At 43.7% G+C, this 13,159-nt stretch carries 12 protein-coding genes and 1 pseudogene; 5 read left to right on the top strand and 8 right to left on the bottom strand.

The features are described 5' to 3' along the window. The 4 genes from rsgA to F7734_RS57010 form a co-directional block, all read left to right on the top strand. Positions 1-959 (top strand): small ribosomal subunit biogenesis GTPase RsgA (rsgA, locus tag F7734_RS57025; RefSeq protein ID WP_155753003.1); only part of this gene is annotated, 959 nt, incomplete at its 5' end. 293 nt (positions 960-1,252) lie between these two features. Next, entirely contained in the window at positions 1,253-1,972 is a 720-nt protein-coding gene (locus F7734_RS57020; protein WP_155753002.1) for a Uma2 family endonuclease, read from the top strand. Positions 1,973-2,023: 51 nt separating this feature from the next. After that, positions 2,024-2,593 carry a Uma2 family endonuclease gene (locus F7734_RS57015; RefSeq protein WP_155753001.1) on the top strand — a complete coding sequence of 190 codons (570 nt, stop codon included), beginning with the start codon at positions 2,024-2,026 and terminating at the stop codon, positions 2,591-2,593. 193 nt (positions 2,594-2,786) lie between these two features. Beyond that, the gene (locus tag F7734_RS57010; RefSeq protein ID WP_155753000.1) at positions 2,787-4,379 is read left to right on the top strand and encodes a glycoside hydrolase family 57 protein; all 1,593 of its coding nucleotides are present in this window, start codon (positions 2,787-2,789) and stop codon (positions 4,377-4,379) included. Between the two features lie 129 nt (positions 4,380-4,508). On the opposite strand, the pseudogene F7734_RS64870 reads toward F7734_RS57010, so the two are convergent. The 3 genes and pseudogenes from F7734_RS64870 to F7734_RS56995 all read right to left on the bottom strand — a co-directional run bounded on the left by F7734_RS64870 (position 4,509) and on the right by F7734_RS56995 (position 6,202). Beyond that, positions 4,509-4,737 (bottom strand): annotated as a pseudogene (locus F7734_RS64870) (hypothetical protein). Positions 4,738-4,920: 183 nt separating this feature from the next. Beyond that, positions 4,921-5,670 (bottom strand): Uma2 family endonuclease, encoded by a 750-nt coding sequence (locus F7734_RS57000; RefSeq protein ID WP_155752999.1) that lies wholly within the window; start codon positions 5,668-5,670, stop codon positions 4,921-4,923. A 76-nt stretch (positions 5,671-5,746) separates the two neighbouring features. Then, a complete protein-coding gene (locus F7734_RS56995) occupies positions 5,747-6,202 on the bottom strand; it encodes a HEAT repeat domain-containing protein (RefSeq protein WP_155752998.1) in 456 nt (151 codons plus the stop codon). 1,208 nt (positions 6,203-7,410) lie between these two features. On the opposite strand from F7734_RS56995, the gene F7734_RS56990 reads away from it, so the two are divergent. Continuing rightward, on the top strand, positions 7,411-8,970 hold the full coding sequence (locus F7734_RS56990) for a hypothetical protein (protein ID WP_155752997.1): 1,560 nt from the start codon (positions 7,411-7,413) through the stop codon (positions 8,968-8,970). 704 nt (positions 8,971-9,674) lie between these two features. Here F7734_RS56990 and F7734_RS56985 read toward each other — a convergent pair. The 5 genes from F7734_RS56985 to F7734_RS56965 all read right to left on the bottom strand — a co-directional run bounded on the left by F7734_RS56985 (position 9,675) and on the right by F7734_RS56965 (position 13,004). Continuing rightward, positions 9,675-9,902, bottom strand: a complete 228-nt coding sequence (locus F7734_RS56985) for a hypothetical protein (RefSeq protein WP_207714456.1) — start codon at positions 9,900-9,902, stop codon at positions 9,675-9,677. Between the two features lie 171 nt (positions 9,903-10,073). Beyond that, positions 10,074-10,871 carry an ATP-binding cassette domain-containing protein gene (locus F7734_RS56980; protein WP_155752995.1) on the bottom strand — a complete coding sequence of 266 codons (798 nt, stop codon included), beginning with the start codon at positions 10,869-10,871 and terminating at the stop codon, positions 10,074-10,076. Between the two features lie 185 nt (positions 10,872-11,056). Continuing rightward, entirely contained in the window at positions 11,057-11,866 is an 810-nt protein-coding gene (cbiQ, locus tag F7734_RS56975; protein ID WP_347566462.1) for a cobalt ECF transporter T component CbiQ, read from the bottom strand. A 10-nt stretch (positions 11,867-11,876) separates the two neighbouring features. Further along, a complete protein-coding gene (locus F7734_RS56970) occupies positions 11,877-12,239 on the bottom strand; it encodes a PDGLE domain-containing protein (protein ID WP_155752994.1) in 363 nt (120 codons plus the stop codon). Between the two features lie 27 nt (positions 12,240-12,266). After that, complete coding sequence (locus F7734_RS56965) at positions 12,267-13,004, bottom strand: energy-coupling factor ABC transporter permease (RefSeq protein WP_347566461.1); 738 nt, start codon at positions 13,002-13,004, stop codon at positions 12,267-12,269. Positions 13,005-13,159: the final 155 nt, after the last annotated feature.

Genomic DNA, 13,159 nt, shown 5'->3' with positions numbered 1-13,159 from the left:
TCCCCCTCCTCCTCTGCACCCGCAGAACCCGTTTGAAGAAAATCGGGCAGCAGGTTATAGTGGGCGATCGCGTGGTAGTTGAAGAACCAGACTGGGCGGGTGGTAGAGGTGCAATATCAGAAGTTTTATCCCGTAGAAGTGAATTAGACCGTCCGGCGATCGCTAATGTGGAGCGAATTTTGTTAGTCTTTGCCGTGGCAGATCCGCCTTTAGAGCCTTACCAACTGAGCCGATTTCTGTTAAAAGCTGAGTCCACAGGATTAGACGTGGTTTTGTGTTTGAATAAGAGCGATTTGATTTCCCCCGAACAGCAAAGTGAAATTAGCGATCGCTTAGCCAGTTGGGGCTACGAACCACTCTTTGTCAGTGTAAGTAAAAGTATAAATATTAACCAAATAGCGACTAGCCTTAAAGAAAAAATTACCGTTATAGCCGGACCATCAGGCGTTGGAAAGTCCAGCTTGATCAACGCATTAATTCCTAATGCCAATCTACGAGTAGGAGAAATTTCCGGCAAATTGGCAAGAGGTCGCCATACCACCCGTCATGTAGAATTATTTGAATTACCCGGTGGTGGTTTGCTTGCGGACACTCCTGGTTTTAATCAACCCGATCTTGATGTTCCTCCTGAAGAATTAGCAAGTTTATTCCCAGAAGCAAGGCAGAGACTAGCAGTAGAAAGTTGCCGTTTTAGTGATTGCTTGCATAGAGAAGAACCGGAGTGTGCTGTTCGTGGAGATTGGGAAAGATACCAGCACTACTTAGATTTTCTAGAAGAAGCTATCCTGCGTCAAACTCAACTCAACCAACAATCAGATCCTGAATCAACTGTCAAGGTAAAAACCAAAGGAAAGGGGCAGACTAAGTACGAACCAAAGCTCGAAAGTAAAAAATATCGCCGTATCTCTCGCAAGACGCAGTTGCAAGAGTTACAAGAGTTGTATCGGGAAGAGGAATAAGGGACTTCCAAATAAACTCCCGAACCAATACTTATCGGTTAAGCCTAAAAATGCGAAAACAAGTAGGTTGGGTTGAGGAACGAAACCCAACATTACAGACATTTGTTGGGTTTCCCCACGTTCAGATCAACCTACAAAAATTCTTGTGTGAGCAGTATTGACTCCCGAACTGCCATTCGATTACCCAAATACGTAGGTTGGGCAATGCGAATAGCGCCAGCAGCAAGCAGCTTTAAAACGGTAACATATTCGATTTAATAGGGTAACATATTATAATAAAAGCAAAGTCTTGTATGTCTCAGCCGCTTGCCACCACCGCTGTTGTAAAGGACGATACTCAAGGGATAATTTTTCCACCTGGTGACCTTTATAGCGACGAACCCCCCTTGGAAAGCGATCTGCACCGCGAACAAATTGAATTGCTTGTCCGCCTGATAAAGTGGCATTGGCGAGAACGTCAGGATTTTTATGCCACAGGCAACCTAACTGTTTGTTTCAGTCCCAATCAAAAAAAGTCGGAAGATTTTAGAGGACCGGATTTTTTAGTAGTTTTAGATACAGAAAAGAAAGACCGCAAAAGTTGGGTGGTGTGGCAAGAAGACGGTAAATATCCTAACATCATCATTGAGTTGTTATCAGATTCTACTGCGTCTGTCGATAGAGGATTAAAAAAGCAAATATATCAAAACACATTTCGGACACCTGATTACTTCTGGTTTGACCCAGTGAGTCTGGAATTTAAAGGATTTCACATAGTAGATGGGCAGTATCACGAATTGATAGCGACTCCAGAAGGTTGGTTGTGGAGTCAGCAGTTAGGGCTGTATTTGGGAGTAGTTGAGCGAAAATTGCGCTTTTTCACGCCAGACGGACAGCTAGTACTTCTACCAGAAGAGGAAGCAAACCAACAACTACAACAAACAAACCAACAACTAGAGCAGGAACGGCAAAAAGCTGAAAGGTTAGCAGAACGATTGCGATCTGTAGGAATTGACCCAGATGAACTTGTGTAAAAATATGATTTTTCAGCTAGCCCAAACTACACGTGGGAAAGTGGAGTAGCTATGAGCCAAATAATCACCGATAAAATACGTTGGACAACATCTGATTTAGAATTACTAGCAGTTGATGAGTGGAAGCGCTATGAAATTATTGATGGAGAATTATTTGTGACTAGAGCACCGCACTGGCAGCATCAAGGAGCGGCAGGTAACATTTACCTGGAGTTACAAATTTGGTCTCGAACCAGTGGATTGGGCGAAACTCGCCAAACTCCCGGCATAATTTTTACAGATGCTGATAACGTTATTCCCGACGTGGTTTGGATCTCCAATGAGCGCTTGTCTCAATTACTGGATGAAGAGGGGCATTTGACTGGAGCACCAGAATTGATTGTAGAAGTTCTTTCACCAGGAGCTACGAACGAGCGTAGAGATCGAGAAGCTAAATTAAAGCTGTACTCATTAAAAGGAGTTCAGGAATATTGGATTGCGGATTGGCGGTTGCAGCAGATAGAGATATATCGTAGAGATGCTGCTCAACTGAGACTGATGGCAACTTTGCTACCAAATGACGAAATTACCTCCCCACTATTGCCCGGTTTTAGCGCTCAAGTTCACCGCTTTTTTGCTTAATCATATAAATATATTTAAAGTATAGGAATTAACTGGTCACTGGTCACTGGTCACTGGTCACTGGTCACTGGTCACTGCCATTTTGAAGAGTTAGGCGAAAAACTGATACGATCCCCAGAAAGTCTTAAAATATTCTTAAATCTTCCAAATCGCCAACCTTCAATCTACACGTACCACCCCGGAACTACTTATTATGGCTATCGGCTACGTTGCGCTCGTACTTCATGCACATCTGCCCTTTGTTCGTCACCCAGAAAGTGACTATGTATTGGAAGAAGAATGGCTCTATGAAGCCATTACAGAAACTTATGTACCCTTGCTGAGAGTATTTGAAGGCTTAAAGCGAGATGGGGTTGACTTTAAAATCACGATGAGCATGACACCACCTCTTGTGTCAATGCTGCGCGATCCTCTACTACAAGAACGGTACGATGACCACTTAGCGAAGCTAGAAGAACTCATAGAATTAGAAATCGAACATAATGCACATAACGGTCATATTCGTTACTTAGCCGAGCATTATGCTAGTGAGTTTAAAGCAACGCGAGAACTTTGGGAACGTAATAAGGGGGACTTGGTAACAGCTTTTAAGCAGTTCCAGGATACAAATAACGTAGAAATTATTACCTGTGGTGCAACTCACGGTTACCTACCACTCATGAAAATGTACCCGCAAGCGGTGTGGGCGCAAATTAAGGTAGCTTGCGAACATTACGAGGAAAATTTTGGACGTCCTCCCAAAGGTATTTGGTTACCAGAGTGCGCCTATTATGAAGGTTTGGAGCGGATGTTAGCCGATTCAGGGTTGCGCTACTTCCTTACAGATGGACATGGCATTCTTTATGCTCGTCCTCGCCCTCGATTTGGGACCTATGCCCCAATTTTTACAGAAACTGGTGTTGCTGCTTTTGGTCGAGACCATGAATCTTCTCAACAAGTTTGGTCTTCTGAGGTGGGTTATCCCGGAGCACCAGAATATCGCGAGTTTTACAAAGACTTAGGTTGGGAAGCAGAATACGAGTATATCAAGCCTTTTATTATGCCCAACGGTCAACGTAAAAACACGGGCATCAAATATCACAAAATTACTGGTCGCGGTTTGGGGCTGGGTGATAAAGCTCTCTACGATCCTTATTGGGCAAGGGAAAAAGCCGCAGAACACGCTGCTAACTTTATGTACAACCGGGAGCGACAAGCAGAGCATCTTCATGGTATAATGCAGCGCCCTCCAGTCATTGTTTCTCCCTACGATGCGGAACTATTCGGGCATTGGTGGTATGAAGGACCCTGGTTTATTGATTACCTCTTCCGTAAGTCGTGGTTTGACCAACAGACTTATGCCATGACTCACTTAGCGGATTACTTAAAGGCTCATCCAACCCAGCAAGTTTGCCGTCCCTCTCAGTCCAGTTGGGGTTACAAAGGATTCCACGAGTATTGGTTGAACGAGACTAATACTTGGATTTACCCTCATTTGCATAAAGCAGCAGAACGGATGATTGAAATATCATCTCTCGAACCCGCAGATGAGTTGGAATGGAGAGCGTTAAATCAAGCTGCACGAGAATTGCTATTGGCGCAATCCTCAGATTGGGCGTTTATTATGCGGACAGGGACAATGGTACCCTATGCAGTCAGACGGACGCGATCGCACCTCATGCGTTTTAACAAGCTTTATGAAGACGTTAAAATTGGCAAAATCGACAGTGGTTGGTTGGAAAAAGTTGAGTTGATGGATAATATTTTCCCCAGTATCAACTACCGCGTTTACCGTCCTTTGTCATAACCTCGGTACTTTCTCGTTCCCAAGCTTCTCTTGAGAATGAAAGGCAATGCCCACCATCATCTAAGTAGGGTGGGCAATGCCCACATCATCTTTGGCAAAGGTATTGCTCTGTAAAACCCAATTCAACAACTATTGAGGAAGATTGTTGCTTGCAAAAGCATTCAGGCTGTAAGCCGGAGTGCGATCGCTGTAGTTAATGTCTTGACCTGGGAAGTGACTTAGCTAGCTTTTCAAAAGACTCGGAACGCCAGTTACGCTCCTGGATGGGCTTTTGTTCGCCAAGGAACTAAGCTTGAGTACCAATTAAAGCAGTAGATACCCAACCGACAATAAATAGTGCAATTAGTACAACTATCATATTTATCACCACGTTTTCATTTAATTTTTCTGTTTATTTGTAAATAAATTTAACAAGCAAGTAATAAAACTGACAACATAAGCTACTGACGCGTTGACCGATAAGTAAGGTACGGGCTTCCGCACTGTGCAAAATAAAAATCCCTCGCTTGGTAAGGCAAGGGATAAGATGCTTGGGCGATAATTAGATATTGTCGGGGTCAATATTTAATTCTTTCAGCTTGGCAGCTAAACGCCGTGCTTTCTCTTCAGCAGCTTGTTGTGCTTGTTCAGCAGCTTGTTGTGCTTGTTCAGCAGCTTGTTGTGCTTGTTCAGCAGCTTGTTGTGCAGAGGCTTGTTCTTCAAAACTTAAAAGTGTTTGACTGGTTGCTGGATCGTAAAAGCGCATTTTGCCTTCTTTGAGTCGCAACTCTAAACCTAAGACTTCGCTTGGTAACGATACCGTACCATCTGCTAAGGCAGTGGTGACAACTGGGAGATAATTGCCATCCACTAGCCGTAAACCTTGCAGTGGAGGGTTGAGATAATCTCCTGTGGGGTCATATTGATAATATTCCCGTACTCCTAAAAAGGCGTAAATTCCTTTTTTGGCACCTTGGTCTTTGCTGCGAGTGCTTTTTGAGGTAATTTCTAGCACAAAATCCGGCGTTTTCTCATTTTCCTCCCAAGTTTTGTAACTGCGGCGTTGACGATTTTCGACACCAAAAATGACAAAGACATCGGGTGAGACAACTGATTCCGGAATTCCTTGTTCGTAGTAAATAAATAAATTCCCAGAAACATAAACATCGGGACGGTTTTGGAAATAAGTTCCCAGTACTTTGACTGAGTATAATAAATATTCACGTGTTTGGTCGCTTTCAGCCATAGGCTTGCCGTCCTCATCTGGATATTCAATTGGAGTCATCGGGATGTATTCAACAGAGACTACCATTTGTTGTTCCTCCAATGTTTGATGTGTTGAATAAATTTCTCTCTAGATATTTCCATAGTATTTATTATAGAAACACCTATTGCAAAGTTTTGAGTGTAGCGATCGCCTGACGTAAAGATTGAATATTTTGCTCAAAGGTCAAGATTGTTTCCTGACTTTCTGCTCCTTCAAGAGCTACTAATGCCGCTTGCAAATCTGGTATATTAATGGTGCATAAATGCTGTTGCAAACTTTGAGCTATAAAGTCTAGAGCATAAGCAACACTCGCTCGAACATTCTCATCTTGGTCTTTCAAAGCTGAAATAAGGGTTGGTATAGCAACTTTAGCATCGAGTCCTATTTTCTGTAGAGCATGAGCTGCAAAGCTACGAACCTCTTCATCTTCTTCCTTTAAAGCGTCGATTAGGGCTGATATAGCAACCTTGGCTTTTGAACCAAGTTGTGCCAGAGCATTAGCAGCAGATGTGCGATAGAAACTTTCCCTGTCCTGAAGAGTTACAATCACGATAGGAATCGTGTCTTGAACGGGCAAACCTATTAGGACTTACGCACTATACAAATTGGCGATCGCAAGCATCAACGGATAATGGTCGTTTCAGACTTGTAGGGGCGCGGCGGCCTTGCGCCCCTACGGTGGTTGATGTTGGTTCTTATTTGTTAAAAAATCAAACGTTGAAGTGCTAAAAATGCTTGGTCATATCTGACGGTTTCTGTCAATGCGTAAGTCCTAATCTTTTACTTTCTCTTGGACTTTGGACAAAAAATAGAGTTCGCGAATATTATGACTTTGTTGGCGAATTTGTTCAAGTCAAACTTTATAGCATAACGTAGAGTTTCACCTATATTTTCTAAGCGACTCAAAGTACGTATGGCAGATAAAATGTGAGTAGAGTCAGTACGTTGTTGTTTTGGAGATTTTAGCAGTCCTTTTTCCACAAAACGAGAAAGCATTAAATCTAGTAGATAACTTTGCCGAAACCCAAAAATCGTACCATAAGTTCGCTAAAATACTAACACCTTTTCGTCAAAATAGCGATGTATTTTATACATTATGGGAAACAGTAATTTAGGCAGAACAAGCATTGTAGGCATTAAAAGCTTAACATTGCCGAGAAAAATTGGAAGTATAAGCCTGCAAACGGCAATATTATCCTTCCACCGACAAGTTGAAATGTAACGAAATATTTCGCCAACAGCATCCATTGATACTCGCGCCCCTAAACACTTATAGAAGTTTGTAATTATTCTTGCTATCTATTAAGCAGCTTAAATAATGCTATGTATAGTATTTTGACTGCTTATCAACTGTTTTTCAGCAAGAAATGTATTGTCGTTTACTTTACGAGAAGTTATGTTTTGACTTATTGTTATCAACTGTAACCGTAAAATAACTAATTTCTGAATATCTAATATTTCTTTAGATTCATTGGGAATGCAATTGCCCTTTGGGCACTGCGCTCCCTTGCATCGCTTTCCTCAGACGCTTTTGTCACTTTTAAGGATTGCAGGGCTTTGGTTTGGGCTTTTTATCTATAAATCTGAGTTTCTGTTAAACAATAAAGCCTCAAATTTTGATGAAATCAAAGTCTGGTGAATTTGGCTGTTGATTATTGTTTTTCGAGAGTGACAAAACAGGGTTAAGAGTTACCGAATAAAAGCAAGGAGTCTAATCAGATCACACCTTTGGGAATTGTGCCTTTTGAAGGCGAAACTTTTTGAGCAAAGGAGTTGTTCAAGTTGATGAGTATTCCGATTCAGGTTTCACCTGTGACAAACGATCTGACCTTATCCATAGATCAAACGTTCGCCGAAGTGGTGAAAGTCACTATCCCGAAATCTGGGGTAGTCCCTAAAGTGGATGTTTATTTTCTCGCAGATACGACTAGTAGCATGAGGACGGCGATCGACGCCGTGAAAAATGGGATCTCGGATATCCTAACCCAAATCGGGGGGCTAGGGGCCGATGTCCAGTTTGGGGTTGGTGAATACAAAGACTTTCCGGCTCCGGTTACTGGCGAACATCCCTACGCCTTCGCGCACCAGCATAGCCTGAGTGCCAACACCGCCACGATCAAAGAAAAAGTAGCTGGCTGGACGGTTACTTCCGGTAAGGACGTTCCAGAGGCTCAATTCTACGCCCTCGATCGGGTTGCCGAACCACCTGGTGGTCAGATCGGTTGGCGTGCAGATTCCAAGCGGATCGTCGTCTGGTTTGGTGACGCTGCTGGTCACGACGCAGTATGCAAACAAATCTCCAACCTATCCTACGACATCACCGAGGCATCGGTTACCGCTAAGCTAGTCGCAGAGAAGATCAAGGTGCTGGCCCTCAGCTTGAGAAGCGACGGCGCTCCGGCGGGACTGGACGACGATCCGAAAACGAAAGCTACTGGGTATCAGCCATTCTGTGGCGATCCGGGCGGTACCCAGGGACAAGGGACAAGGATCGCCAAAGCTACAGGTGGCAAACTTGTCCAAGGTGTCAGTGCAAATACGATTGTGGAGACGATCGCTGCTGAATTGGCAGCACAGATCACCGCGATCGGGAACGTCAGTCTGGTAGCCAGCGGTGCCACGGCACCTTTTGTGCAAGAGATCGCACCAGTCGGCGGTCTTGGTCCCCTCAGTAGGGACCAAGACCATGAAATTAGCTTTGATGTTTCCTGGATTGGCACCGTACCAGCCACCTACGAGGATCAGGTCTTCAACGGCTCCCTCGATGTCGTTGCCGATGGAGAAGTCGTTGGCGGCAAGACCGTCAAAATTACAGTACCACTTGATGAGGAAATTCCAATGCCACGCCCAGATGATGTTTCCGGTACCTACATGTTAGTTCACCACGTGACGGGTACTTATTTGCAAGCTCTAGGTTACAATCCCGATGTCAACGATTATGTCCATATCTGGAACCTTGATCCTCCTAATACTACAGCAGGGTTCCAAGGACACCTGTGGGTTCTGATCAAGGAGACCGATGGAACTTACCGCATCCAGACCTGGGAGAAAGATCTAACCCACAAGGAGCAGTTGTATCTCCAAGCGCCAAACAAGCCTGGGGTTGCTGCGTTACCAACTTTGCAACGGCGCAGCCAAAGTGAGTTGCAGTCTTGGGTATTGGTTCCAGTCAGCAGTGATCCCAACACTTATGCTATCCGACCAAAGTCATTCCCTGAATATGCCCTGGGTACTAATGGCAATGTATTGGCCAACGGCACGGGAGTGGTCACCAACCGCACCTGGGGAGAACCACCTTTCCATCATTATTGGCGACTAAGCAAGGATTACACTGGGGGGACATAAATCTCAGTACAAACGGTTATCTACCGTGGCGGTACCAATGCCAAGGGGAGTGGGTTCTGAGAGGGTGACATATGGCCTAAAATCCTTGCATGTTGAAGAAGGCAGTCCCGATGAAAAAATTTCCCCGCCATGTATGTAAGTAGCTTTGTTCCTTTCCCCTTTACCCTACTTACAAGTCAGAAGGCAAGAGGCAGAAGGCTTTTATGTTTCGTGCCTCTTTCAGAGGAGCTTCGCTAACAGATGGGGATTCCAACCCCACCTGAACGAGATGTTAAGCAATATTTCGCCAACAGTGTCAAATTAGGGACTTCCAATGAAAAAATCATCCCATCGTAGGGGCGCAAGGCCTTGCGCCCCTACTACACGTTTATTTTGGATTTGGGATAATTTATTTTTTGGTGTTCCCTTATAAGCGAACTCTCTTTTTTGTCCAAAGTCCAATTTCTCGCTTCGTGCTATTTGGTTTCAAACTCGATTGGGCTTTGGCTTTCGCAGCAAATAAAATTGAAGTTCAATATTCCTCCTTCTGCACCCCGCAACAAGGTCATGCCTTTTCTTCGCGCCATTCGGTTTCGTTCCTCAACCCAACCTACACAATACATTTGGCGAAAGAAAGAGTAAACAAAACCCCCAGCACAAAGCTGAGGGCTGTGAAATTCTCTAAAAACAAACCGTATTTTTTCAAAAAAACCCAATTCAACAACCTATTGAGGCAGATTGTTGCTCGCATAAGCATCCATGGTGTAAGCCGGAGTGCGATCGCTGTAATTAATATCTTGACCTGTGATGGACTTAGCTAGCTTTTCAAAAGACTCGGAACGCCAGTTACGTTCGTGGATTGGCTTTCTTTGTTCGCCTAAGAAATAAGCTTGAGTACCAATTAAGGCTGCTGCTGCCCAACCTACAACAAACAGTGCAATCAATACAGTCATCATAGTTATCACCGCATTTTTTATTTAAGTTTTATGTCTATTTGTAAATTAATGTAACAAACAGGCAACGAAACTGACAATATAAGATAAAAGCGTGTTGACCGATAAAAGGTGTACGGGATTTCGCACTATGCAGAAAAAAAATTCCTGGCTAAGGCAGTGGTACAGAAATCACAAATACTGTAACGACGCTCTAGATGGATAAGTAGGTGCGTGTTCAATGAGACAATAAGGACGACTGTAACTGAGAGGTGGTTCTAAAGCATGCTCCTGCAAAAATTCCGAATCGTTCATCACCTTCTCAGTCTGACCATCAAACACAATTTGTCCCCTACTTAATACAATAGTGCGCGAACAAAGCTCTAAAGCTAAATCTAAATCATGAGTGGCAATCAGTTGAGTCAGAGGTAGAGTTTGTAGTAAATCAATTAACTGACGGCGCGATCGCGGATCTAATTGAGCAGAAGGTTCATCAAACACCAAAACCTGCGGGTTCATAGCTAAAACGCCTGCGATCGCAACACGTTTTTTTTCACCCCCAGATAAATTATCAGTATTGCGTTGTCCGTACCATTCAGGATCGATATCAACTGCAGCCATTGCTTGAAGAACTTGCTCTTTGAGTTCCTTATCTCGCAAGCCTAAATTCATTGGACCAAAAGCAACATCTTCCCATACAGTTGGCATAAATAACTGGTTATCTGGATTTTGAAAAACCAGTCCCACAAAATTCCGAATTTCTCGCAAGTTGTCAGGTTTGACAACCCACTCACCAATCATCACCTCTCCTTCTTGAGGCAAAATAATGCCATTAAGGTGATACTGCAAGGTAGACTTTCCCGAACCATTCGCCCCAATTAATGCAACTCGTTCTCCTGGTTTGATAAACAGATTAATTCCCTTCAGGGCTTGAGTCCCATCAGGGTATGTATAGCTTAGATGTTTAATAGTGACTGGATTATGATGCATTGTTGAAGTGTTGGTTGTTGGTTGTTAGTGGTTAGTTGTTGGTTGTTGGTTGTTGGTTGTTAGTGGTTAGTGGTTAGTTGTTGGTTGTTAGTTGTTGGTTGGTAGCCACTAACTACTAACTACTAACTACTAACTACTAACTACTAACTACTAACTACTAACCACTAACCACTAACCACTAACCACTAACCACTAACCAAATAAATAACTTGTCCCAAAAGAGACACAATGAGCGTTATTGTGAGAGCGATCGCATCACGTCGTCCGCCTTGGGGTAGTTGTTCTATGGGTGGAACTCCTTGATAACCTCGTGACAGCATTGCTTGATGAATGCGGTTACCTCGCTCGTAAGTGCGAATAAATAGAGCGCCAATTGTGTTGCCAACGACTAACCTGATAGTACGGTTGCTGTTCATTAAGTTGCGAGATGCTGCGGCTCGCCTCATGGTGTTAAACTCGTTAATCAAAACGTTTATGTAGCGATACATTGATGCCAAAATTGCTACTAACAGTGGTGGGGTTCGTAGTTCAATCAGGGCATTGAGAAGTTCTGGTACTGAAGTTGTTAAAGTCAGCAAATTCAACATCAACAGTGACAGTAATGTCTTGAAAGTTACACTACCCAAAATAATCAGCCCCAGGGTAGTGATTTGTAGAGGACCCCAAGCCCAAAGTACCCTACCACCTCTTCGGAATAAAGTTCCTAGAAGTACGACGCCAATAAACCCGAACTCAACAGCTAACCGTTTCAATAGAACGCTGAGGGTAACTTGACTGAGTAATATGACGCTTACTACAGCCAAGGCATAAATTGACCAAGTCCACCAATGTCCATTTGGGGTGATGACGGTGGCAAAAACAAGCATCAACACACATAGGATGCGAGTACGGGGAGCAAGTTTGTGCCAGGGTGTGACTTTTTTACTATCGAGATCGAGAGCTATTGCCCCAATATGCAGAAGCATCTGACGATTTTTACTTTCTTCATCCTTCACACTTTATACTTCATACTTCGTTAGAATCATCATACTCGGGGTGAGATGAACTTGAACCACGCACAACAAGTTTGCCAATTCCCCAAGCCAAACCAAAAGTTGCTAGAGTTCCCACTAACCCAGCTATGGGGGTCGCTATGCCTTCGGGGACACCTCTAAGAGCGTATTCATCAAAAAAAGAGTGGAAAGGAAGCTTTTTAGCTGGTGCATCTTCAACTGCTTTATCTTCAAATTTGAGATCCTGGGAGACTCGATCCAAACCGTCGGGATCTTGGCTAGCAAAAGGAGACAGGAAAATTGCAATCAGTAGGGCAACACCCAAACCTGCTATGACAAAAGCACGGTTGCGATCGCGTATCGTATTGTGGCTCATAAAATTTCTCAAATTACTCTTTAATCGTTATTGGTGTGGAGACAAAGGTCGAGAGACAACAGATTTGCGTGGGGGATCGTAAAACATATCCGATCGAGTTCGCCAAATGAACGAAAGTGCGATGATGGTGATTGCGGCTTCACCTATACCAATGAGTACGTGCCAAGTTGTCATTGCCGTTAATGCTACTGATAACGGAACTGTTCCAGAGACAGCCAGTTGTACTGCACATACAAGTGCTGCTACAACCACGCTTGTCCAAGCTGCAACCGCCGCACCAACCACCATCCCTGACAGTTTATTGCGACCTATGGCGACTCGGATGGCTTTGTATAAGTAATAACCAGCAAATGTCCCAATTAAGCCCATATTCAGGATGTTGGCTCCCAACACTGTCAAACCGCCATCTTGGAAGAAGACGCTTTGGACAATAAAGACGGCTACCATTACCAAGGAACCAGCCCAAGGACCTAATAAAGCTCCCGCTAAAGTTCCGCCCAAAAGATGCCCGGATGTCCCTCCAGGGATGGGGAAATTAATCATTTGAGCAGCAAAGATAAAAGCCGCACATACGCCCATGAGGGGTACAGCTCGTTCTTGGTATTCTGCTTGCGATTTGGACAGCGAGACAGCAATCAATGCGATCGCAATGACCCAAGTAACAAGGATAACAGGTAAATTCAAAAAGCCATCCGGAATATGCAATGCTAAATGGGGTTGCAATATCCAATGCATCCATCCTGAGTCTGAAATAAAAGCCAACACGATTGTATATCCGTAATTTAACGATTTTCTTTAGACAGATTATGCGATCTGTGTAAACTTCTAGTTAAGCTTAGAGTTTCTTTAGATTTCAATGCAATGGGGGGGCATTTGAGGATTTTGGATTTTGGATTTTGGATTTTGGATTTTGGATTTTT

The organism is Scytonema sp. UIC 10036 (assembly GCF_009725235.1).
Note: the sequence above shows the minus strand (reverse complement) of the source record. Positions and strands in the feature narration are given on the sequence as shown.

What these genes read in the sequence shown, in the direction of transcription:
- F7734_RS57000 (WP_155752999.1), bottom strand. Translation starts at nt 5,670, where the DNA reads ATGGTAGTCTCTGTTGAATACATCCCGATGACTCCAATTGAATATCCA.
- F7734_RS56980 (WP_155752995.1), bottom strand. Translation starts at nt 10,871, where the DNA reads ATGCATCATAATCCAGTCACTATTAAACATCTAAGCTATACATACCCT.
- F7734_RS56985 (WP_207714456.1), bottom strand. Translation starts at nt 9,902, where the DNA reads ATGACTGTATTGATTGCACTGTTTGTTGTAGGTTGGGCAGCAGCAGCC.
- F7734_RS57015 (WP_155753001.1), top strand. Translation starts at nt 2,024, where the DNA reads ATGAGCCAAATAATCACCGATAAAATACGTTGGACAACATCTGATTTA.
- F7734_RS57010 (WP_155753000.1), top strand. Translation starts at nt 2,787, where the DNA reads ATGGCTATCGGCTACGTTGCGCTCGTACTTCATGCACATCTGCCCTTT.
- F7734_RS56990 (WP_155752997.1), top strand. Translation starts at nt 7,411, where the DNA reads ATGAGTATTCCGATTCAGGTTTCACCTGTGACAAACGATCTGACCTTA.
- F7734_RS56970 (WP_155752994.1), bottom strand. Translation starts at nt 12,239, where the DNA reads ATGAGCCACAATACGATACGCGATCGCAACCGTGCTTTTGTCATAGCA.
- F7734_RS57020 (WP_155753002.1), top strand. Translation starts at nt 1,253, where the DNA reads ATGTCTCAGCCGCTTGCCACCACCGCTGTTGTAAAGGACGATACTCAA.